The sequence below is a fragment of the Mesorhizobium sp. PL10 genome (genome assembly GCF_053714315.1).
The window spans coordinates 128,500-148,891 of the sequence record NZ_JBSKBR010000001.1; the positions used below are offsets into that span (position 1 = coordinate 128,500).

Annotated in this window: 22 protein-coding genes and 1 other RNA gene; 9 read left to right on the forward strand and 14 right to left on the reverse strand. The window is 63.1% G+C overall.

From position 1 onward, the window contains the following. Positions 1-90 precede the first annotated feature (90 nt). Positions 91-930 carry an AAA family ATPase gene (locus ACWGTO_RS00615; protein WP_454572955.1) on the reverse strand — a complete coding sequence of 280 codons (840 nt, stop codon included), beginning with the start codon at positions 928-930 and terminating at the stop codon, positions 91-93. A gap of 145 nt (positions 931-1,075) precedes the next feature. Here ACWGTO_RS00615 and ssrS point away from each other — a divergent pair. The 6 genes from ssrS (at position 1,076) to ACWGTO_RS00645 (ending at position 4,947) form a co-directional block, all read left to right on the forward strand. Then, positions 1,076-1,231, forward strand: a non-coding RNA gene (ssrS, locus tag ACWGTO_RS00620) — 6S RNA. Between the two features lie 138 nt (positions 1,232-1,369). Then, positions 1,370-1,957, forward strand: a complete 588-nt coding sequence (locus tag ACWGTO_RS00625; protein ID WP_454572956.1) for a 5-formyltetrahydrofolate cyclo-ligase — start codon at positions 1,370-1,372, stop codon at positions 1,955-1,957. A gap of 59 nt (positions 1,958-2,016) precedes the next feature. Beyond that, positions 2,017-2,841 carry a TIGR00282 family metallophosphoesterase gene (locus ACWGTO_RS00630; RefSeq protein ID WP_454572957.1) on the forward strand — a complete coding sequence of 275 codons (825 nt, stop codon included), beginning with the start codon at positions 2,017-2,019 and terminating at the stop codon, positions 2,839-2,841. A gap of 73 nt (positions 2,842-2,914) precedes the next feature. Further along, positions 2,915-3,676: a TerC family protein gene (locus ACWGTO_RS00635; RefSeq protein WP_454572958.1), complete on the forward strand. Its 762-nt coding sequence runs from the start codon at positions 2,915-2,917 to the stop codon at positions 3,674-3,676. Between the two features lie 187 nt (positions 3,677-3,863). Next, positions 3,864-4,613 (forward strand): YebC/PmpR family DNA-binding transcriptional regulator, encoded by a 750-nt coding sequence (locus ACWGTO_RS00640; RefSeq protein WP_454572959.1) that lies wholly within the window; start codon positions 3,864-3,866, stop codon positions 4,611-4,613. A 13-nt stretch (positions 4,614-4,626) separates the two neighbouring features. After that, on the forward strand, positions 4,627-4,947 hold the full coding sequence (locus tag ACWGTO_RS00645) for a SelT/SelW/SelH family protein (RefSeq protein ID WP_454572960.1): 321 nt from the start codon (positions 4,627-4,629) through the stop codon (positions 4,945-4,947). A gap of 33 nt (positions 4,948-4,980) precedes the next feature. On the opposite strand, the gene ACWGTO_RS00650 is transcribed toward ACWGTO_RS00645, so the two are convergent. Together ACWGTO_RS00650 and ACWGTO_RS00655 are read right to left on the reverse strand one after the other, a co-directional pair. Beyond that, on the reverse strand, positions 4,981-5,457 hold the full coding sequence (locus ACWGTO_RS00650) for an anthrone oxygenase family protein (RefSeq protein ID WP_454572961.1): 477 nt from the start codon (positions 5,455-5,457) through the stop codon (positions 4,981-4,983). A 1-nt stretch (position 5,458) separates the two neighbouring features. Beyond that, entirely contained in the window at positions 5,459-6,292 is an 834-nt protein-coding gene (locus ACWGTO_RS00655) for an NAD(P)H-binding protein (RefSeq protein ID WP_454572962.1), read from the reverse strand. Positions 6,293-6,403: 111 nt separating this feature from the next. Here ACWGTO_RS00655 and ACWGTO_RS00660 point away from each other — a divergent pair, with 111 nt between their 5' ends. Beyond that, on the forward strand, positions 6,404-7,039 hold the full coding sequence (locus ACWGTO_RS00660) for a TetR/AcrR family transcriptional regulator (RefSeq protein ID WP_454572963.1): 636 nt from the start codon (positions 6,404-6,406) through the stop codon (positions 7,037-7,039). Between the two features lie 130 nt (positions 7,040-7,169). On the opposite strand, the gene rpmE is transcribed toward ACWGTO_RS00660, so the two are convergent. Beyond that, positions 7,170-7,391 (reverse strand): 50S ribosomal protein L31, encoded by a 222-nt coding sequence (rpmE, locus tag ACWGTO_RS00665; protein ID WP_454572964.1) that lies wholly within the window; start codon positions 7,389-7,391, stop codon positions 7,170-7,172. 204 nt (positions 7,392-7,595) lie between these two features. Here rpmE and ACWGTO_RS00670 point away from each other — a divergent pair, with 204 nt between their 5' ends. Then, positions 7,596-9,398 (forward strand): ABC transporter transmembrane domain-containing protein, encoded by a 1,803-nt coding sequence (locus ACWGTO_RS00670; RefSeq protein WP_454572965.1) that lies wholly within the window; start codon positions 7,596-7,598, stop codon positions 9,396-9,398. 5 nt (positions 9,399-9,403) lie between these two features. On the opposite strand, the gene ACWGTO_RS00675 is transcribed toward ACWGTO_RS00670, so the two are convergent. Then, complete coding sequence (locus ACWGTO_RS00675; RefSeq protein ID WP_454572966.1) at positions 9,404-11,524, reverse strand: DUF3857 domain-containing protein; 2,121 nt, start codon at positions 11,522-11,524, stop codon at positions 9,404-9,406. A 160-nt stretch (positions 11,525-11,684) separates the two neighbouring features. Then, positions 11,685-13,172 (reverse strand): carboxypeptidase M32, encoded by a 1,488-nt coding sequence (locus ACWGTO_RS00680; RefSeq protein ID WP_454572967.1) that lies wholly within the window; start codon positions 13,170-13,172, stop codon positions 11,685-11,687. A 176-nt stretch (positions 13,173-13,348) separates the two neighbouring features. Between ACWGTO_RS00680 and ACWGTO_RS00685 the strand changes: the two genes are divergently transcribed. Continuing rightward, positions 13,349-13,702 carry a DUF1304 domain-containing protein gene (locus ACWGTO_RS00685; RefSeq protein WP_454572968.1) on the forward strand — a complete coding sequence of 118 codons (354 nt, stop codon included), beginning with the start codon at positions 13,349-13,351 and terminating at the stop codon, positions 13,700-13,702. Between the two features lie 80 nt (positions 13,703-13,782). Here the strand turns inward: ACWGTO_RS00685 and ACWGTO_RS00690 are convergent, their stop codons facing one another. From ACWGTO_RS00690 to ACWGTO_RS00725, 8 genes are all read right to left on the reverse strand, one after another. Beyond that, on the reverse strand, positions 13,783-14,208 hold the full coding sequence (locus tag ACWGTO_RS00690) for a hypothetical protein (protein ID WP_454572969.1): 426 nt from the start codon (positions 14,206-14,208) through the stop codon (positions 13,783-13,785). Positions 14,209-14,446: 238 nt separating this feature from the next. Continuing rightward, complete coding sequence (locus ACWGTO_RS00695) at positions 14,447-15,478, reverse strand: peptidoglycan -binding protein (RefSeq protein WP_454572970.1); 1,032 nt, start codon at positions 15,476-15,478, stop codon at positions 14,447-14,449. Position 15,479: 1 nt separating this feature from the next. Further along, on the reverse strand, positions 15,480-16,505 hold the full coding sequence (locus ACWGTO_RS00700) for a MotA/TolQ/ExbB proton channel family protein (protein ID WP_454572971.1): 1,026 nt from the start codon (positions 16,503-16,505) through the stop codon (positions 15,480-15,482). Positions 16,506-16,687: 182 nt separating this feature from the next. Next, complete coding sequence (trhA, locus tag ACWGTO_RS00705) at positions 16,688-17,398, reverse strand: PAQR family membrane homeostasis protein TrhA (RefSeq protein WP_454572972.1); 711 nt, start codon at positions 17,396-17,398, stop codon at positions 16,688-16,690. Positions 17,399-17,499: 101 nt separating this feature from the next. Then, on the reverse strand, positions 17,500-18,300 hold the full coding sequence (locus ACWGTO_RS00710) for an inositol monophosphatase family protein (RefSeq protein WP_454572973.1): 801 nt from the start codon (positions 18,298-18,300) through the stop codon (positions 17,500-17,502). Positions 18,301-18,379: 79 nt separating this feature from the next. Continuing rightward, a complete protein-coding gene (gene efp / locus ACWGTO_RS00715; RefSeq protein WP_112559678.1) occupies positions 18,380-18,946 on the reverse strand; it encodes an elongation factor P in 567 nt (188 codons plus the stop codon). Between the two features lie 160 nt (positions 18,947-19,106). Further along, on the reverse strand, positions 19,107-19,244 hold the full coding sequence (locus tag ACWGTO_RS00720; RefSeq protein ID WP_454572974.1) for a hypothetical protein: 138 nt from the start codon (positions 19,242-19,244) through the stop codon (positions 19,107-19,109). A gap of 31 nt (positions 19,245-19,275) precedes the next feature. Further along, entirely contained in the window at positions 19,276-20,355 is a 1,080-nt protein-coding gene (locus ACWGTO_RS00725; RefSeq protein ID WP_454572975.1) for a tetratricopeptide repeat protein, read from the reverse strand. Positions 20,356-20,392: the final 37 nt, after the last annotated feature.

The window sequence follows — 20,392 nt, forward strand, 5'->3', positions numbered from 1 at the left end:
CTTGTTTTCCTCCATTGCTTTGACGAAGTTGCGCCCGGCGCCGCCTGCCGGGCAACGGTCCACAGCCCGGGAAGTGCTGTTGCTGCTCGCCTAGCCTTGTCGTCTCGCCATGAAGGCCAGGCGCTCGAACAAATGCACGTCCTGCTCGTTCTTCAAGAGCGCGCCATGCAGCTTGGGCAGCGCGTTCTTCGGGTCGGCACGCAAATCCTCCGGGGCTATGTCGTCTGCAACCAGCAGCCGGATCCAGTCCAACGCCTCCGAAGTCGACGGCTTCTTCTTCAAGCCGGGCACGTCGCGGATTTCGTAGAACTGGGTAAGCGCTGCCCGCACCAGATTCTGCTTGATGCCGGGGTAATGCACGTCGACGATTTTGTGCAGCGTGTCGACGTCGGGGAAGCGGATGTAGTGGAAGAAGCAGCGACGCAGGAAGGCGTCGGGCAGTTCCTTCTCATTGTTGGAGGTGATGATGACGATCGGTCGGACCGCGGCGCGGATCGTCTCGCCGGTCTCGTAGACGAAGAACTCCATCCGATCGAGTTCCTGCAGCAGATCGTTGGGAAACTCGATATCGGCCTTGTCGATCTCGTCGATCAACAGCACGACCTTCTTGCCGGCCGCGAACGCTTCCCAGAGCTTGCCGCGCTTGATGTAGTTCCTGATGTCGTTGAAGCGCTCGTCGCCGAGCTGGCTGTCGCGCAGCCGCGAGACGGCGTCATATTCGTAGAGGCCTTGCTGCGCCCGCGTCGTCGACTTGACGTGCCATTCGATCAGGTCGAGGTCGAGCGCTGATGCCACCTGGCGAGCAAGTTCGGTCTTGCCGGTGCCGGGCTCGCCCTTGACCAGCAAGGGCCGCTCCAGCGCGATCGCGGCGTTGACCGCCACCATCAGGTCCTTGTCGGCGACGTAGGCGGCCGTGCCTTCAAAACGCATTTCCGCTCCTTGGTTCACTCCGGGCGACCGTAAGGAGGCGGCCCGGTCCGCGCAAGGGTCGGTGTCCGCGGCGAGCGTGTGAGGATCAAAGGGAAAGAACGCCAGCTCTCTGGCGCTCAGGGGGCCATCAGCCTATATTGGTCAAGACGGTCTGCGCTTCCCGGCAGGAGAACATTTTCCCCGGGGCCTTAACGATCCTTAGGGAGCTGTCCCTGGGAAGACCCGTGGGTTTTCTCACACGGCGCCCACCTACTTTGTAGGTTCCCGGGATCGCTCTCTCCACCGGTTGTGTGGATCGTCACCTATCGAAAAGGCCATATTGGCGGATTTTGTCGTCGCACCGCTTTGTGCGGTGCTCACAAACGAAAAGTTCGCTCCGCTCCTTCAAAACGTCGCTCCTAAAACTCCATCCAAATCTGACCTTTTCTAGCGTCTGCGCATGACATCTCCCAAGGAACTGAAAAAACATCTGCGCAAGGAGGCGCTCGCACGCCGGGACGCGCTTGATGATTTCTGGCGGGTGGAAATCGCGCTCGAAATGGCCGAGACCGCGCGCGACCAGATCGCCGTCGAGCCGGGCCAGGTCATTTCGGGTTTCTGGCCGATGCGCTCAGAGGTCGATGTGCGGCCGCTGATGTTCGCCTTACGCGAAAAGGGCGCGCGGCTCTGCCTGCCGGCGATCCTCGACAAAACCACCATCGTCTTTCGCGAACTGGTGCGCGGCGCGCCGATGGTCGAGATGGGTTTCGGCACGGTCGGGCCGCATGAAGAGGCGGCGGTGCTCGACCCCTCGGTGATGCTGGTGCCGCTCGCCGCTTTCGACGCGCGCGGGCACCGCATCGGCTACGGCGCCGGCTATTATGACCGCGCCATCGCCAAACTCGTCGACAAGGGCCAGCCGCCCAAGCTGATCGGCATCGCCTTCGACTGCCAGGAGGTGGCGCGGGTGCCGGATGAGGACCACGATGTGATCATCCCGGAAATACTCACCGAGAGCGGGTTGCGCCGGTTCATGCCACAATTGTAGATAGTTTTTTGAAACGCATGATCTTTGCCGAAAAGTCATGCAACTTTTCGGATGTTCATATGAGACTTCTTTTCCTCGGCGACATGGTGGGCAAGACGGGACGCACGGCAGTGTGGGAACAACTGCCCGGCCTGATCTCCGATTTCAAACTCGACTTCGTCATCGTCAATGGTGAGAACGCCGCCGGCGGCTTCGGCATCACCGAAGAGATTTTTCGCGACACGATCGCCGCCGGCGCCGATGTCGTCACCACCGGCAACCATGTCTGGGACCAGCGTGACGCGCTGATCTTTGCGCCGCGCGAGGAGCGCTTCCTGCGTCCGTCCAATTTTCCCAAAGGCACGCCGGGGCGCGGCTCTGGCGTCTATATCGCCAGGAACGGCGCGCGCGTGCTGGTGGCCAACATTATGGGCCGGGTGTTCATGCATCCCGAGCTCGACGATCCGTTCCAGGCCGGCGAGCGCGAGCTGGCCGCGTGTCCGCTGGGCGAGCAGGCCGATGCCGTGGTCATCGATTTCCACGCAGAGGCCACTTCGGAAAAGATGTGCTTCGCGCATTTCGTCGACGGCCGCGCCAGCCTCGTCATCGGCACCCACACGCACCAGCCGACCGCTGATCATCAGATCCTCAATGGCGGCACCGGCTACATGTCCGACGCAGGCATGTGCGGCGACTATGATTCCTCGCTCGGCATGGACAAGGAGGAACCGCTCAACCGGTTCCTGTCGAAAGTGCCGAAAGGTCGCTTCGAGGCAGCAACCGGACCGGCGACATTGTGCGGCATCGGCGTCGATATTTCCGATCGCACCGGCCTGGCCGAGAAGATCGCGCCGTTTCGTCGCGGGCCTCGGCTTGAAGAAACCGCACCATCCTTCTGGTCATGACGTTGATATAGTCGAGTACAGTACCTAACTGGCGACGAGACTGCTCTAGATCGTTAAAGAGGGGACGACCTCCATGCAGCTGATCGAGTTCTTGGCGCCGCATTTTCAATTCCTTTCCGACCCCACCGCCTGGGTCGCGTTGCTGACGCTGATCGTGCTCGAGGTCGTGCTCGGCATCGACAATCTGATCTTCATCTCGATCCTGACCAACAAATTACCCGAAGCGCAGCGGGCGCGCGCCCGCCGTCTCGGCATATCGGCGGCGCTGGTCATGCGGCTGGTGCTGCTTGCCACCATTTCCATCATCGTCCAGCTGACGACGCCGGTGTTCACCGCCTTCGGCCACGGTTTTTCCTGGCGCGACCTGATCCTGATCGCCGGCGGCCTGTTCCTGGTCTGGAAGGCGACCAAGGAAATCCATCACACGGTCGATCCGGAAGACCACAAGGACACGATGCTGGGCGAGACGCTGCAGATCTCGCTTGCCGGCGCCATCTTCCAGATCCTGCTGCTCGACCTCGTCTTTTCGATCGATTCCATCATCACCGCTGTCGGCATGACCGACGAGATCGCCATCATGTATATCGCCGTCATCGTCGCGGTCAGCGTGATGATGCTGGCGGCCGGGCCGCTCGCCAATTTCATTGCCAAGAACCCGAGCATCGTCATGTTGGCGCTGGGCTTCCTGTTGATGATCGGCATGACGCTGATCGCCGACGGCATGGGCTACCATGTGCCCAAGGGCTACATCTACGCGGCGATGGGCTTTTCGGCGCTGGTCGAAGGCCTCAACATGCTGGCACGGCGAAGGAAGAAATCCGGCGGCGGGCATTGAACTCGGCGCGAACGCTGCGGCTGGACGAATTGAGCCGATTTATCTATAAGCCGGCCATTCCGACAAAGAGCGACGTATGCCTTCGCAGGCATGCGAGAGACGTTCTGAAGTTTAAATTCGAGCATAAGGAGGACGAGGCAGGAATGCCTCGCCTCGAAATGCTCTAGCCGAAGACGACAGGGGTGCCATGGCTGGCCATTCACAGTTCAAGAACATCATGCACCGCAAGGGCCGCCAGGATGCGGTGCGGTCGAAAATGTTTTCCAAGCTGGCGCGCGAGATCACCGTCGCCGCCAAGAGCGGGACGCCCGATCCGTCGATGAACCCGCGCCTGCGTCTGGCGATCCAGAACGCCAAGGCGGTGTCGATGCCCAAGGACAACATCCAGCGCGCCATCAACAAGGCGTCGATGGGCGATGCCGAAAACTATGAGGCAGTGCGCTATGAAGGCTACGGCCCGGGCGGCGTGGCGCTGATCGTCGAGGCGCTGACCGACAATCGCAACCGTTCGGCCTCGAACGTGCGCGCCGCCTTCACCAAGGCCGGCGGAGCGCTCGGCGAAACCGGATCGGTATCGTTCATGTGGAACCGCGCCGGCGAAATCTACTATCCGGCCTCCGTCGGTAGCGCCGATAAGGTCATGGACGCAGCGATCGAAGCTGGCGCCGATGATGTCGAGTCCGACGAGGAAGGCCACACCATCTATTGTGGCTTCGAGAGCATGGGTGAAGTGTCGAAGGCGCTGGAAGCGTCGCTCGGCGAGGCCGAATCGGTGAAGCCGATCTGGCAGCCGCAGAACAATGTTCCTGTCGACGAAGAGCGCGCGCAATCGCTGATGAAGCTGGTGGCGACGCTCGAGGACGATGACGACGTTCAGAGCGTCTACGCCAATTTCGAAGTCGACGACGAGACCATGGCCAAGCTCAGCGCGGCGTGATTGAAGCTCGGACATGAGTGAGCTACCCACAATCCGCATCACCTACTGCACGCAATGCCAATGGCTTTTGCGTGCCGGCTGGATGGCGCAGGAGCTGCTCTCCACTTTCGGCACGGATCTCGGCGAAGTGACGCTGGTGCCGGGCAGCGGCGGCATCTTCACCATTTCCTGCAATGATGTGCTGGTCTGGGACCGCAAGCGCGACGGCGGCTTTCCCGATGCCGCCAAGCTCAAGCAGCTGGTGCGCGACGTCGTCGATCCGGACCGGGATCTCGGCCATGCGGACCGAAAAACTCATACGCCCAGGGGCCATGAGCAAAAGGACCCCACCTGAGGCAGGGTCCTGCGCGGTTGCGCCATGCCACCTTCAGAGCAGTGCGAAGATGAAGCAGGCCATCGACACGATGGCGGTGACGGTGCGGACGTGGTTCCACATCACCCATTCGCTGAGATGGTTTGCCCATACGGCGGCGCCGTTGGCGCTGGCCGGGTCGGCGGTGGCGAGTGCGTCGTTGAGCGGCACATTGAAGACCATGGTCACGATCGGGTTGCCAACCACATAGATTACGGCACCGGCAAGCAACCAGTACGAGCCGGACTGGCTCCAGCCCATGATGGCGGCGGCGATAAGCACCAGACAGATGAAGCCGGTGCCGAACAGCGCCGTCATGAAGGTCGGGGTGATTACCGTGATGTTGATCGAGTTCATCGCCGCAATGCCTTGAGGGACGGGCAGCCGGGCAAGCGCTGCCATGACGAAGTTGGAAAAAGCGAAGAACACGCCGCCGACGACGCCCGAGCCGATTGCGGCAATGATGGTGAGGGTGGGAAGAAGCTTGACCATCTCAGTTGCTCCAGATGCTGGTTGCGGCTGTTTCGGTTGCGTAGGCGGAAAAGTCTTTCGGTGCACGGCCGAGTACACGCTGGACGCCATCGGTCAGGACCTCGTTGCGGCCATCGAGCACTTCGGTGAACAGCTCGTTGAGCAGCCAGGCGATTTCGGGCGGCAGTTCGTGTGCCGCCGTCGCGGCGGTGAATTCGTCATGCGAAATCCTGACATAGCTTATATCGCGGCCGGTCGCCTTGGCGATCTCGGCGACTGCGTCGGCGAAGCTCAGCAGCCGCGGTCCGGTCAGCTCATAGAGCTGGCCGACATGGCCTGGCTCGGTCAGCGCGACAAAGGCGGCGTCGGCGATGTCGTCAGCATCGATAAAGGGCTCGCCGACATTGCCGACCGGCAGCGCGACTTCGCCATCGAGTAGGGAGTCGACGAGAAAGCCTTCGCTGAAGTTCTGCGAAAACCAGGCGCAGCGCATAATCGTCCACTCGGCGCCCGAGGCTTTGACCATCTCTTCGGCGCGCTGGACCTCGGTCTCGCCGCGTCCGGAAAGCAGCACCAGGCGGGTGACGCCATTGGCCACTGCAAGCCTGGCGAAGGCGCCGACGGTCTCGGCGGCACCCGGCACGGCGATGTCGGGATAGTAGCTGATGTAGACGGCACTCACGCCTTGCATGGCCGGCCCCCAGGTCGCTGGAACCTCCCAGTCGAAGCGTGGGCTGCCGGAACGCGAGCCGATGCGCACTGCAACCCCCTGTGCGGTCAGCCGCTCGGCGAGGCGACTGCCGGTCTTGCCGGTACCGCCGAGGATCAGGATTGGTTTTGAAGTCGTGTCAGTCATTTCGATTTCCTCTCTTTCAAAACATGAGTAATCCTCACATTTGCAAAACGTGATAAACCCTCGTATTTTGCGAGTCAAGCCAGTTTGTCGAAGAATTTTCTGGGGAGAGCCATGGAAGGCAGAGCCGAAACGCAGGATGGGCAGGTCGCATCGCCGCGCCGGGCGCCCACCCAGCAGCGCAGCCGCGAGCGCGTCGAGCGCATGCTGGCCGCAGCCTCGGCGCTGATCGCCGAACAAGGCAGCGACGCCATGCGCATGGGCGAGGTGGCTGAACGGGCAGAGGTGTCGATCGGTTCGCTCTACCAATTCTTTCCCGACAAGCGGGCGATCGTGTGGGCGCTGGCCGAGCGCTACACCGCCGAAAGCCAGGCCTGCATCTCCTCGGCGCTAAAGGATGTCGGCGACGCCGAAGGCCTGCGGCAGGCGTTTTCGGAACTGGTCGATATCTACTACCGGCTGTTCCTGGCCGAGCCGGTGATGCGCGACATCTGGTCTGGCACGCAGGCCGACAAGGCGCTGCGCCAGCTCGAACTCGCCGACAGCCGTGCCAATGCCGAATTCCTGACCGCAGTCCTCAAGCGGTTGCAACCCGGCGCCGATCCGGTAGCGCTGGAGACGACGGCGTTTCTGGTATGGCAGATGGGCGAGGCTGCCGTGCGGCTGGCGATATCGGTCGACCGGCAGGAGGGCGACAGGCTGGTCGAGGCTTACAAGCGCATGGCACTAAGGGAATTGTTGGAGGGGTAGGAGACGTTCGCGATTGGCGAAACCATCGGCGCCAGCTCCCTCTCCCCCGTATAGTGACGGGGAGAAGGGAACTCTTTCCAACAAAAACCCGCCACAGGGGCGGGTTTTGATCTGCGAAAGCCAACTGGGCTTAGAGGCCGAAGCCTTCGAAGCGCTTCTTGAACTTCGACAGGCGGCCGCCGCGGTCGAGCAGGGTCTGCTGGCCGCCGGTCCAGGCCGGGTGCGTGGTCGGGTCGATGTCGAGGTTCATCGTATCGCCTTCCTTGCCCCAGGTCGAACGGGTCGCGTATTCGGTACCATCGGTCATGACGACCTTGATGGTGTGGTAATCGGGATGGATATCGGCCTTCATTGTCGTGCTTCCTGGCTTGTGGCGCTGCCGACGGGCCTGTGGCCTGCGTCGATGCGCCCCTTTTTAAAACTCGAAGCCGCAGCTATTGAAAAGCCACGGCTTCTAAAACGGTCGGCGAGCCTATACATCAGCCGGAATTGAATCACAAGGCCGCGGCAGGCGCATATTGAAGGCGCTCGATCGGAACGGCCAGAGGAAACGGTCATGGCGGATATCAGCGGCGAGCAAGACGGGCGCAGACGCTCGCTCGGGCCGCTCAGGCGCCTTTCTCCCTACATCGCCCGGTACCGCAAGCTGGTCATCGGCGCCGTCATCTCGCTGGCCATCGCGGCTGCGACGACGCTGACGCTGCCGTTTGCGGTGCGGCGCATGATCGACCACGGATTTACCCCGTCCGGCACCACCTTCATCGCCGAGTATTTCGCCGCTTTGGTGGCGATGGCCGCGCTTCTGGCTGCGGCATCGGCCGGCCGCTACTATTTCGTCATCACGCTCGGCGAGCGGGTTGTGGCCGACATCCGCAGCGATGTGTTTTCGCATGTCACGACGCTGTCGCCAGCCTTTTTCGACACCGCGCAATCGGGCGAGATCGTCTCACGGCTCGCAGCCGACACGACGCAGGTGAAATCCGCTGTCGGCGCGACGGCCTCGGTGGCGCTGCGCAACGTCATCCTCGGTCTCGGCGCGGTGGCGATGATGATCGTCACCAGCCCGAAACTGTCCGGCCTGGTCATCGCGGCCATTCCGGTGATCGTGCTGCCGCTGGTCGCCTTCGGCCGCTCGGTCCGGCGCCGGTCGCGGCAGGCGCAGGATACGCTGGCGCAAGCAACCGCCTATGCCAGCGAGCAGATCGGCGCAGTGCGTACGCTGCAGGCCTTCACCAACGAAACGCTGGTCACCGGGCGGTTTTCGGCTGCGGTGGAAGCTGCCTTCCAGGCGGCGCGTTCGTCGATCTTCGCCCGCTCGCTGCTCACCTTCTTTGCCATCTTCATGATTTTTTCCTCGGTCGTGGCGGTGTTGTGGTTCGGCTCGCGCGACGTGCTCGTCGGCACGATGTCACCCGGCACGCTCGGCCAGTTCCTGCTCTATTCGGTGTTCGCCGCCGGCGCGCTTGGCGCGCTGTCGGAAGTCTGGGGCGAGCTTGCCCAGGCGGCGGGTGCGGCCGAACGGCTGACCGAGATCCTGGATGAGACTCCGGCCATCCAGTCGCCCGCAGTGCCGCTGCCGCTGCCGGCCAAGGCAAAAGGCACAATCAGCTTCGACGACGTCTCCTTCTCCTATCCGGCAAGGCCCGACCGGGCTGCCGTTCATGGCCTCAGCTTCCAGGTCGAGCCCGGCGAGACGGTGGCGATCGTCGGTCCCTCGGGCGCCGGAAAAAGCACCGTCTTTTCGCTGATCCTGCGCTTCTACGATCCCGAGACCGGCCGCATCGCCATCGACGGCGTTGACGTGCGCGAGGCCCATCCGGCCGATGTCCGCGAGCGGATCGCCATCGTGCCGCAGGATGTCACCATTTTTGCGGCGAGTGCGCGCGACAATATCGGCTTTGGCCGGCCTGGCGCCACCAATGCCGAGATCGAGACGGCCGCCAGGGACGCGCTGGCCGACGAATTCATCCTCAAACTCGACAAAGGCTATGACAGCCAGGTCGGCGAGCGCGGCGTAACCTTGTCCGGCGGCCAGCGCCAGCGCGTGGCGATCGCCCGCGCCATCCTGCGCGATGCGCCGATCCTGTTGCTCGACGAGGCGACCTCGGCGCTCGACGCCGAAAGCGAAACGCTGGTGCAGACGGCGCTGGAACGACTGATGCGGGACCGCACCACAATCGTCATCGCCCACCGGCTGGCAACTGTGCTGAAGGCCCACCGTATCCTGGTCATGGATGGCGGCCGCATCGTCGAGGAAGGCACGCATCAGAGCCTGGTCGCCAAGGGCGGCATCTATGCGCGGCTGGCCAAGCTGCAGTTCGAAACTGGCGCAAGCGCGTTCAGGGGCGCCGCGGAGTAATAGATTTAGCCGCGGGCAGGCTGGCGCCGCCCGCGCCTGACAGCGATGAATAATACCGGGACACCGACGAACAAGGTCAAGAGGAACATGCTGGCGATGATCTGTCGCTGTTCCGTGTCCGGATCACTGACCTTCACCTCGACTGGCGGGGGGTCGACGTAGGTAAAGTCATACTCCCATTGAACGTCCTTAGAGATGTCCTCGACGGATTTCAGATAATCCGCAATCGCGTTGGCGGGGACTTCCCTCGCCAGCGTCTGCAAATTCCATTCCGCGCGGAATTCGGTTGCTGTGTTGCTCCACGACGTCTTCAGCGACACATAGGGTGTCACGATGTTTTTTATCTCCTCGCCGGAAAACCGCGCCTTGAGGTTTCGCACCGTCACGCTGTGTCGACGGTAATACGGAACGCCAAGGGATATGGGGCCGCGGCGGCCGACGATGGTCGGGGTCGGGAGATAGTTGCCGAGATCCGCCGCCTGGACAGGAAAATTCTTGGCAAGGTCGTTGGCGGCCAGCGCCTGCGCCGGCAATGAATAGCTCTCTTTCACGCTGACGATGTTGCCGTCGCGTCGGTCCAGAATTTCCAGCTTTGCGGTGCTTTGAATGCCCGGATACTGCTTGCTGTAATATTTCAGGTAGTTGTCCGACATCTCGGTCAGCGACTGGCCAGCCAGCCTGTTGCGCATCGAGTCGGCGTCGGCGCCTTCGTACATGGAAAAGACAGTCAGCGACAACGGATCGCCCGGTTTCTCGGGAAAGTCGAATTCCTCGGCGACCTGGATCGATGGGCTGGTCAGCTCCGGGGTCGGCATCTTTTCCAATCCGCCGGTGCTGGAAAGCGGCAGCGCGAACCCATAATCGGCCTGCGCAAGATTGTATGCCTTGCCGCCCTGGAGGTCATTGGTGGCATCCAGCCAGTACGTCTGGGTTCCGATCTTCGCCTTGACGATGGCATGGTCGAAATCGCGCAGCGCCGGCAGGTGCTGGTCCAGGGCCCGCCCATGGTCGAGATCGGCCAGGGCGACCTCGGCAGAAATGCCAAGTCGCACAAGCGACGAGGCAAGCAGCAATGCCTTGTCCTTGCAATCGCCAAAGCCGCTTTGCAGGACAGTCGCTGGATCGCGCGGAACATAGGATCCCGCACCGATCGACAGGCTGACGTAACGGATCTGGTCCTGCACCAGCCGCGTCGCCTGGATCATCCGGTCTTCGGCGACGGGATGCTTGACGGCGATGTCGTCGAGCTTGGCCGCGAAATCGGCGGGAAAATCGGTCACCGGCCTGTAGTGCGGCGCAACGGCGTCGACGACACTTTGCCAGTTTGCGGTCGAGGCCACGTCGACGGAGCCCCAGGCCGGATACTGCACCGGCAGGTTGTCCTCGACCTTGACCGGTTTGGGATTGCGGATCTCCCACAAATAGATCGTGTCCGATCCCGACGATGAGACTACCGGCTTGAGTTCCGTTCCCCTTGCCTTGATCTGAAGCGCCTGACCGGCGGGCCAGGTGATGTTTGCGCGGATCAGCGCCACCGGCTCTTCCCATTCGGTCGCAAAGGTGAAGAAGAAAAGATCCTTGCCGACAAGCGGCGTAACTTCGTAGGTCGTCGCATAGTCGACAATGTCACCGACACGCACATCTTCGACGTTGACATGGGCCGTCAGCCAGCCGTCGTACAGGCCTTTCTCGGCGTCCTTTTCCTGCCTGAAAATATCGAATTTCGTGCTTGCCAGCCTGTCGATCGCGGCGCCATCGCGGATGATGCGCAGATGGTTCAAGGTGACTTTGTGCCGCGACGGATCGAACTGCAGGTTGATTCCGGCGCCCTGCTCGAGGCCCGGCCGGTCGACGATCTTGTAGACCGTGCGCGAGTATTGGTCGTAGCCGCCGTCGCGGTGCACGATCTGGTCGTCCGAGAGCAGCCACGAGATGCCGTTCCTGATCTGGTCGGATCGGGTGGCGTCAGCCGAGGGAACATCGACCAGCTTGGTCCAGGCCGGCGCTGGTCCGACAAGGACCACGTCGTCGGACAGGGCCGGAGAACTCAGGCTGATCAGAAAGAGGGCGAGGCCGATGAGCCGCCAGCAAGACTTGATCACACGAAAACCAATACAGGCCGACATCCAGCTTCGCCAACTCTAGACCGGTTCATCGTTTCACGGAAACGCTGACCCGCTCTACCCCTTTGTTTGACGCAATTCCAAAAACAACTCTTTTTCAGAGGCTTTCCAGCAGAAGTAAAGCCCATCGGCCGATGTTTTTGGGGCCCTGCAGGAGCCGGAACTAGTCGGCCCCGTAGCGCTGCTTCAGATGATTGGTGAAATGCGCGGCATTCAGTTTCTCGCCCGTGGCGCGCTCGAGCAGTTCGGGCGTTGACCAGTGCGAGCCCTGCGACCAGATCTTGTCGCGGCGCCAGCCGTTGATTGCCTCGAAGTTTCCTTTTGCCAGATCGTCGTCGGCGGAAGGATGCTCGCTGGTCAGCGCCGCCCATTGCTGCGCCGCCATCATCGCACCCAGCGTATAGGACGGGAAATAGCCGAAGGCGGCACCTGGCCAATGCACGTCCTGCATCGGCCCGTCGGCCGGGTTGTCGATGGTCGACAGGCCAAGATATTCCCGCATCTTGGCGTCCCACGCCTCTGGCAGGTCGGCGGCCCGCAGCCGCCCCGAGACAAGCTCCTGCTCCAGCTCGTAGCGCAGGATGACATGCAGCGGGTAGGTGACCTCGTCGGCGTCGACGCGGATCAGGCCGCGCTCGACCCGATGCACATGCGGCAGGATGTCGTCGAGCGACCAGGCCTCGCCGAGATGCTTTTCGACCACGGGCAGCGCCCAGCGCCAGAATTGGGGGTTGCGGCCGATCTGCTTCTCGACGAACAGGCTCTGGCTTTCATGCACGGCCATGCCGCGCGCCTTGCCCAGCGGCCAGTGCGCCCAGGCCTTCGGCAGGTTCTGTTCGTAGAGCGCGTGGCCGGTCTCGTGCAGCACGCCCATCAGCGCCGACAGGAAATCGGAAGTCTTGTAGCGGGTGGTGATGCGCACGTCGCTTGGCACGCCACCGCAGAAAGGATGATGCGACACCGACAGCGAGCCATGGGTGAGGTCGAAGCCGACCGCCGCCATCATGGCGAGGCCAAGTTCGCGCTGCCGGTCGATCGCATAGCTGCCCGAAAGCGGCTTTAGCGGGCGCTTGGCCAGCCGTGCTTCCTGCACGGCCAACGCTTCCGGCACGAAGCCTTTCAGAAAGGTCTTCAGCTCGGTGAAGACCGGCGTGATGTCGGCGGCGCGGTTGCCGGGATCATATTGCTCCATCAGTGCGTCGTAAGGATCGAGGCCGAGCGCTTCGGCGCGCAGCGCTGCCTCCTCGCGCACCTGCGCGATGACACCTTCGAGCGCCGGAAGGAAGCCGGCCCAGTCATTCTTGGCGCGCAGGTCACGCCAGAGTTGCTCGGAGCGCATGCGCGCCACCGTCTGGCGCTCGACGAATTCGACCGGCAGGCAGGTCAGGTTGGTGTATTGCCGGCGCAATTCCCGGACCGCCGCCTGCTGCTCCTCGTTCAGCGCCTCCTGCTCGGCGGCGGCGAGCCAATCGGCGATTTCCGGCGCCGTCGCCCTGATATGCAGCATGCCGGCAAGCGAGGACATCGCTTCGGCGCGCTTCTCGCCGCCACCGACGGCCATGTGGGTCGCCTCGTCGGCGCCGAGGATGGCAAGCGCATGTTCCAGCGCTTCGAGCTTGTGGCCGAGATCATCGAGTTTCTGAAAGGACATGGCAGGTTCCGCGTTTTGGACGGCGGGAAAAGATACCAATGCGACGGCATTGGCAACCCTGCGCGAGTGCCGGTTAATGGGTCTCGGTTGATGGGCGCAGGGCGGTGCGAGCTTGCACGCCGCGGCCAGCGTGCTCAATATGGCCCGGCGGTGTGATGCCGCTTGGGGGAGAAGACATGATCGCCAACATACTGGTTGGGCTGGTGGCGCTGATCCACTGCTACATCGTCTATCTGGAGATGGTGGCATGGGATACGCCGCGCGGCCACAAGGCGTTCAACCTCAAGCCGGACTTCGCCAGCGCCTCGAAGGTGCTGGCCGCCAATCAGGGGCTTTACAACGGCTTCCTTGCCGCCGGGCTGATCTGGGGCCTCTATCTCGGCGCAGCCGGATTCCAGATCGAGGTGTTCTTCCTGCTTTGCGTTGCCATCGCCGGGCTCTATGGCGCGGCGACCGCCAGCAGGAAGATACTGTATATTCAGACCGTGCCGGCGGTGCTGGCGCTCGCTGCGCTGTGGCTCGGCTGGTAACAAAAGGACGCCCTTGGGGCCAGGTCCCTCGGGCGTCAGACAGTCTCTTCCTCATTCTCGGGATATCAAGAGAGCGGACCTCAGCCGTTCGGATAGTGGCCGCCGTCGGAGCCATCGCCCATCAGGAAGCCGCTGCCCGTATCGACCATCAGCTTCTGGTTGACGTTGTCGAGGCGGCGCAGCAGGTCGTGGTACTGCGCGGCCGGGATCCTGCCATGATCCGAACCGGCGACCCGTTCGGCGGCCTGGGTGATGTGCGCGGCGCGCTGATGCAGCCGTTGCGCCTCGGAGGTGGAGATGCTGTTGGCCGCGCGCGCGTCGGTGATGCCCTGGTCGACGCCCCGTATCTGTTCGATCAGGCCGGCAATGCGTGGGCCGGTCATGTCGGTCGGGGCGCTGGCGTCGAGGGCGCCCTTGTGATGTCCGGCGGCATAGGCGCCGGCGAGCGGAACGGCGATCAGTAGTGTAGTGAGGGCTGCAGTCCTGAGAGTCTTCAAAGAACGCATGATCTTGCGTCTCCTCCTGCTTGGAAGGGGTAAGCGTTTCGCTCCGCCTTCCGGATGCGGGCCGTCGGGTTCCGTCGCGTCGCGATGGGAGGCATCGCCGGCGGTTCTCGGCCCTGCGCGGCAAATTAGGAGCCCGCAAACGCGAAGTGTAATTAAAAAAAGATAATGTTTGCAGGCCTTGCCGAGGCTGCCCTGCGCCCTAGGGTTGAGTCGACGAACAAATTCGCGTGACTAAAAATCACCGTTCGGTGAGCTTCAGTTCAATGCGGCGGTTCTTGTTGCGGGCGTCTTCGGTGTCGGCGGGGTCGAGCGGCTGGAATTCGCCGAAGCCGGCTGCGACCAGTCGGTTGGCGGGCACGCCATTCTCGATCAGGTATTTGACCACCGAGGTCGAACGCGCCGTCGACAGCTCCCAATTGTCGCGGTAGCGGCCGGTGCCAGACAGCGGCTTGTTGTCGGTGTGGCCGTCGACGCGCAGCACCCAGTTGATCTCCGGGGGAATTTCCTTTTGCAGTTCGATGATGGCGTCGGCGAGCTTCTTCATCTCGACCTTGCCGGCATCGTTGATCACTTCGGAGCCGGTCGGGAACAGCACTTCCGACTGGAAGACGAAGCGGTCGCCAACGATACGGATGTTCTCGCGATCGGCGAGGATCTCGCGCAGGCGGCCGAAGAAGTCGGAGCGGTAGCGGTTCAGCTCCTGCACGCGCTGCGCCAGCGCAACGTTCAGCCGACGGCCGAGATCGGCGATCTTGGTGTTGGAATCGCGGTCGCGCGTTTCAGAGACGTTGAGGGCGTCCTCGAGCGCGCCGATCTGCTTGCGCAGTGCCGCGATCTGCTGGTTGAGGATCTCGACCTGGCTCAGCGCCTGCTGGCTGATCTGGCGCTGGTTGTCGAGTTCGCCGCCCAGTTGGGCGGCACGCTGGTTGGCGGCGTCGCCGGCGCCCGCACCTTGCGCCAGCAATTGCTCCAGCCGGCTCTTTTCCGCTTCCGCCGCCGACAGCGACGCCTGCAGATTGGCCAGCGAATCGTCCTTGTCCTGCGTCGTCGAACGCTCCAGCGCCAGAAGCTGAGTCAGCTCGTTGATCTGCGAATTGAGGCGTGTGAGCGCGGTATCCTTGCCGGAGAGCTCGCGGCCGAGCAGGAACTGCGCCAGTACGAAGACGGTGAGCAGGAACATGATGGCGAGCAGCAGGGTCGACAGCGCGTCGACAAAGCCCGGCCAATAGTCGATGCGGCGGTCGGTGCGCCGGCCCCTGGCGAGCGCCATGCTAATGCACCCCGGGTTTCTTCAGCGCGTCAGCGATCTTTTCCAGCGTGTTGCGCATCGCCTTCTGCTCGTCCGACTGGGCTTCGACCCAGTCGCGCATGATCTGCTGCTCGGAGCGCATGTTCTTGACCAGGCCGGAAATGCCGTCGGCGAGATTGGCCATCGCGGTGGCGACGCGCGGATTGGACCCGCCGCCGTTTTCCTGCATGCTGCGCAGCCGTTCCGACAGAAGGCGGATCTCGTCGGAAGGTTCGCTCTTGGCCGGGTCGGCAACGACGATGTCGGAGGACAGATCGGTGACCGAAGACAGCCAGTTTTCCAGCTCGGTGTAGAAGCGGGTCTGGGCGCGGCCGGCCTGCAGGTCGAGGAAGCCTAGCACCAGCGAACCGGACAGGCCGAACAGCGAGGACGAGAAGGCGGTGCCCATGCCGGCCAGCGGCGCCGACAGCCCCTGTTTGAGCGAATCGAGCACGGCGGCGGCGTCGCCGGTGCCGGGGTCGAGCGCTTCGATGGTCTCGCGGATCGAGCCGATGGTGTTGAGCAGGCCCCAGAAGGTGCCGAGCAGGCCGAGGAACACCAGCAGTCCAACGAGGTAGCGCGAGGTGTCGCGGCTTTCGTCGAGGCGGGTGGCGATCGAATCCAGCATGGTGCGCATCGAGGAGGTCGAGAAGGCCACCGTCGACGAACGGCCGATCATCGCCTTCATCGGCGCCAGCAGCACCGGCTCGGTGGTTTCGGAACCGGCGCGGAAGGAGTTGACCCAGCGCACTTCGCGAAACAGCCGTCCGACCTGTGCGAAGGCAAGCAGGATGCCGACCACAAGCACGCCGATGATCAGGCCGTTGAGGCCGGGATTGCTGCCGAAGGCGGTCGAGATCTGGCGGGTGAGGATGGCGGCGATGAAGGCGACGATGACCAGGAAGATGACCATGGTCAGGAGGAAAACCTGTGGGCTCGACAGTTTGTGCGGATCGTACATCAGGACATCAGAACGCCTGCCCACGCCGAAGGATCTGAGAAAAGCCATCCGTGCCCCGTTTCCGATGCTCTTATTTGCCTTGACGCAATTCCGAACGGGAAACCGCTCACAATTTCCCTGGAATTGTTCCAGTGCCGCCGATCACGTAATTCGCGACTCTAAACGGAATTGTGACCAAATTGAATGGTGCTTGGCAATATTGCCCGACAGATCGGGCGGCGCTGCGCCGTTTAGAGGCGGTTGATGACCAGGCAATCGACCATGGCGGCAAGATGCAGTCCGGCGCCGGTGATGACAAAGCCGTGCCAGACGGCATTGTGGAAGCGCAGCCCCTTCCAGGCGAAGAAGATGACGCCGGACGAATAGACGATGCCGCCGGCGACGATCAGCGCGATCGACGTCGTCGGCAACGTCGCGACCAGCGGCTTGACCAGAACGATGCCGCTCCAGCCGATGGCGAGATAGAAGACGATGGCCAGGCGGTCGAAGCGGCCTGGAAGGAACACTTTTATGGCGATGCCGGTCACTGCCGCGGTCCAGACAAGGACAATCATCGGCAGCGCCAGCGGCGAGCCGTCAAGCTGGGCCAGAAAGGGCGTGTAGGTCGCGGCGATCAGGAGATAGATCGCCGCATGGTCGAACCGCCGCAAGATCCACTTCGCCGGCGATGTCACCGGCCACAGATTGTAGGTCAGCGAAACCGACAGCACGGTCAGCAGCGACACCACAAAGAAGACGGCGGCGATGTATTCGCCGGGGCCGGCATGGAAGGCGGCCAGCGCCAGCAAGGCCGAGCCCGCAGCTATCGCCAGCACGATGCCGACCGCATGGACGATGCCGTCGGCGATCATTTCCGCACGCGAATAGTGCCAGCGCCCGACAAACGGGATCTCCAATGGGGGGATCTCAATTGGCGATTCTGGCGGGGATAGTGGAGGCATGCGCGAAGTCCTGCGTCGCTCCTTATCTGGGCGGTCGCCGGGCAGTATTTCAAGCTTTGGTTGCGGTTTTACGACTGCGGCGCTTCAGCGCGGCACTCCTGTCAGCGTGCGGAAAGCGGCTTCTTCACCGCCTTGAGCAGCGCGCGCTGAATGACTTCATTGCCGGCAACGACCGAGCCGTTATCCAGCATGTCCTGGCCGCCATCCATATCGGAGACGAAGCCGCCGGCTTCGCGGACCAGCAGCAGGCCGGCGGCAATGTCCCAGGCCGACAGGCCGGTTTCCCAGAAACCGTCCATGCGGCCGGCGGCCACAAAGGCGAGATCGAGTGCGGCGGAACCCAGGCGGCGCACGCCCGAGACCTCGGCCATGACATTGCGCAGCTCGACCAGAAAATTGCCGTGCTGGCCGCGGCCGAGATGCGGCACGCCGCAGCCGATAACGCAGTCGGTGAGCTTGCTGCGGCCGGCAACGCGAAGCCGGCGATCGTTCATGAAGGCGCCGCCGCCGCGCTCGGCCGTGTAGAGTTCGTCCATTGCCGGATTGTAGATGACGGCAGCGACGAGCTGGCCCTGGCGTTCCAGCGCGATCGAGATGGAAAAGATCGGGATGCCGTGCAGGAAATTGGTGGTGCCGTCGAGCGGGTCGACGATCCAGCGGTGCTGGTCGTCGTCGCCTTCGACCGCGCCGCGCTCTTCCATCAGGAAGGCATAGCCCGGCCGCGCCTTTGACAGTTCGGCAAACAGGATGTCCTCGGCCTTGCGGTCGGCCTGGCTGACATAGTCGCCCGGCCCCTTCATCGACACCTGCAGGTTCTGCACCTCGCCGAAGTCGCGCGACAGCGAGCGGCCGGCCTTCATGGCGGCCTGGACCATGACATTGAGAAGTGCTGAGCGTGCCATCGTATTTCTTCCTGCTTCGTACCTTAGTCTTGATGCATGTCGGTGACCCTGAACCGGGGCCACTTTTGGGCGACACGGATCAGTCAGCGCGACGCATGTAGGTGAGTTCGTTGGTGTCGACGACGATGCGTTCGCCGGCGCCGATGAATGGCGGCACCAGGACGCGGATGCCGTTTTCCAGAACCGCCGGCTTGTAGGAGGACGCCGCCGTCTGGCCCTTCACCACCGGGTCGGCCTCGGTGATGGTCAGCGTCACCTGATCCGGCAGCGAAATGCCGATCGGCCTGTCCTCATAGAGCTGGACGGTCACCATCATGCCGTCCTGCAGGAAGGCGGCACGGTCGCCGACAAAATCCTTCGCCAATTCGAGCTGCTCGTAGCTCTGGGTGTCCATGAACACCAGGGCGTCGTCCTGTGCGTAGAGGAAGGAAAAATCCTTCAGATCGAGCCGGATCTGCTCGACGGTCTCGGCCGACCGGAAGCGCTCATTGAGCTTGGTGCCGTTGATCAGGTTCTTCAGCTCGACCTGGTTGTAGGCGCCGCCCTTGCCGGGCTTGACGGTGTTGGTCTTGACCGCCACCCAGAGCCCGCCATCGTGCTCGATGACATAGCCGGGACGGATTTCGTTGCCATTGATCTTGGCCATGATGATGTTGATCCGGGAATGAGATGGTCGCTGGACAAGCGATTTCGGGCCCCCAAGACCACAAATCCCCCAAAGAGGCAAGGGAGCGGGCAGGTCGGCGCCGACCGGAAGGCATCGATATCAGCAAGTCGGGTACTGGATGCGGCGCCGACGCACACTATCAGCCGTGCTGATTGACGACCGAACCGACCGCTTCGGCGATGGCCTCGGCGACTTTCGCCAGCCGATGGATATGCGGCGATCGCAGGGCGACGCCCTGCAGGGACAGGTCGAGTGCCTCCGTTTCGACAAGCGTCACGCCCTTCGGCAGCTGTTTGCCGAAAAAGGCGTCAGGGCAGGCGGTTTGCCTTCTGCAGCACCTGCTTGGTCTGGTCGTCGGCCAGCCCTTGCAGGAAATCGTCCATCTCCGGGTCGATTAGGCCGGCGCGGCGGGCGACCACGTACCAGGCCCCGGCCAGGATCAGGTCGGGATCGGTGCCGATGCCGCCCATATAAAGCTTTGCCAGCCGGTTCTGGGCGGCGACGTTGCCGCCTTCGGCCGCCTGCTTCATCCAGTTAAAGCCGGATTTCAGGTCGCGGACGCCGCCGCGGCCCTCGATCATCCAGGCGGCAAGATCGATCTGCGCGGTGTCGTAGTTCTGCCTGGCAGCCTGCGCCAGCAGGCGGCGCGCCTTTGCGTCGTCGCGCGGCTTGCCGCCGACGCCATTGGCATAGACCTGCGCCATCGCATATTGGGCATCGGCAAGGCCGGTCGCCGCGGCGCGCTCATAATAGGGCACGGCCCTGGCGATGCCGGCATCGCCCGGATCCTGCTGAACCAGCAGCTGCGCGAAGTTGAACTGCGCCAGGCGGTTGCCGGCCTCGGCGGCGGCCTGCATCAACGCGTAAGCGCCCTTTTCGTCCTTCTTGACGTAGCGGCCGTCGAGCAGCATCAGCGCATATTGGAATTGTGAATCCGGGATGCCTTGCTCAGCGGCCTGCGCATACCATTTGGCGGCCTCGGCAGGATTGAGCGGCACGCCCAGCCCGCGCGACAGGATCTCGGCCACCAGCGTCTGCGCCGCCGGGTCGCCATTCTGGGCTCGTACGAGCGCCAGATTGTAGGCGGTCTTGTAGAGGCCGCGCTGGAAAGCGCCGTAGGCAGGGTCCGCCGGTTTGGCGCCGAAGCGCTCGGGGTTGATTGCGTCGGCCGAGGGCAGCGGAGCGGTCGTCGCGGGTTGCGGCAGCGGGGTTTCGATCGGCTTGTCGACATGAACCCCGGAATCGGTGGCATCGGCCTTAGGGGCACCGGCCTTTGAGGCACCCGCATCGGGGGTGCCCGCATCCGGTGCACTGATCGCCGGTGCGCCGGTATCGGGCCTCGGCTGCGGCAGAGGAACGGTTTCCGCCGCAATCGCTGCCCCGCTCATCAAGGCCGCAACGAGAATCGCGAGAGGAAGTCCGGGA

Coding starts and splice junctions, on each gene's coding strand:
- ACWGTO_RS00615 (WP_454572955.1), bottom strand. CDS start 930: ATGCGTTTTGAAGGCACGGCCGCCTACGTCGCCGACAAGGACCTGATG.
- ACWGTO_RS00625 (WP_454572956.1), top strand. CDS start 1,370: ATGACATCTCCCAAGGAACTGAAAAAACATCTGCGCAAGGAGGCGCTC.
- ACWGTO_RS00630 (WP_454572957.1), top strand. CDS start 2,017: ATGAGACTTCTTTTCCTCGGCGACATGGTGGGCAAGACGGGACGCACG.
- ACWGTO_RS00635 (WP_454572958.1), top strand. CDS start 2,915: ATGCAGCTGATCGAGTTCTTGGCGCCGCATTTTCAATTCCTTTCCGAC.
- ACWGTO_RS00640 (WP_454572959.1), top strand. CDS start 3,864: ATGGCTGGCCATTCACAGTTCAAGAACATCATGCACCGCAAGGGCCGC.
- ACWGTO_RS00645 (WP_454572960.1), top strand. CDS start 4,627: ATGAGTGAGCTACCCACAATCCGCATCACCTACTGCACGCAATGCCAA.
- ACWGTO_RS00650 (WP_454572961.1), bottom strand. CDS start 5,457: ATGGTCAAGCTTCTTCCCACCCTCACCATCATTGCCGCAATCGGCTCG.
- ACWGTO_RS00655 (WP_454572962.1), bottom strand. CDS start 6,292: ATGACTGACACGACTTCAAAACCAATCCTGATCCTCGGCGGTACCGGC.
- ACWGTO_RS00660 (WP_454572963.1), top strand. CDS start 6,404: ATGGAAGGCAGAGCCGAAACGCAGGATGGGCAGGTCGCATCGCCGCGC.
- rpmE (WP_454572964.1), bottom strand. CDS start 7,391: ATGAAGGCCGATATCCATCCCGATTACCACACCATCAAGGTCGTCATG.
- ACWGTO_RS00670 (WP_454572965.1), top strand. CDS start 7,596: ATGGCGGATATCAGCGGCGAGCAAGACGGGCGCAGACGCTCGCTCGGG.
- ACWGTO_RS00675 (WP_454572966.1), bottom strand. CDS start 11,524: ATGTCGGCCTGTATTGGTTTTCGTGTGATCAAGTCTTGCTGGCGGCTC.
- ACWGTO_RS00680 (WP_454572967.1), bottom strand. CDS start 13,172: ATGTCCTTTCAGAAACTCGATGATCTCGGCCACAAGCTCGAAGCGCTG.
- ACWGTO_RS00685 (WP_454572968.1), top strand. CDS start 13,349: ATGATCGCCAACATACTGGTTGGGCTGGTGGCGCTGATCCACTGCTAC.
- ACWGTO_RS00690 (WP_454572969.1), bottom strand. CDS start 14,208: ATGCGTTCTTTGAAGACTCTCAGGACTGCAGCCCTCACTACACTACTG.
- ACWGTO_RS00695 (WP_454572970.1), bottom strand. CDS start 15,478: ATGGCGCTCGCCAGGGGCCGGCGCACCGACCGCCGCATCGACTATTGG.
- ACWGTO_RS00700 (WP_454572971.1), bottom strand. CDS start 16,505: ATGGCTTTTCTCAGATCCTTCGGCGTGGGCAGGCGTTCTGATGTCCTG.
- trhA (WP_454572972.1), bottom strand. CDS start 17,398: ATGCCTCCACTATCCCCGCCAGAATCGCCAATTGAGATCCCCCCATTG.
- ACWGTO_RS00710 (WP_454572973.1), bottom strand. CDS start 18,300: ATGGCACGCTCAGCACTTCTCAATGTCATGGTCCAGGCCGCCATGAAG.
- efp (WP_112559678.1), bottom strand. CDS start 18,946: ATGGCCAAGATCAATGGCAACGAAATCCGTCCCGGCTATGTCATCGAG.
- ACWGTO_RS00725 (WP_454572975.1), bottom strand. CDS start 20,355: ATGAGCGGGGCAGCGATTGCGGCGGAAACCGTTCCTCTGCCGCAGCCG.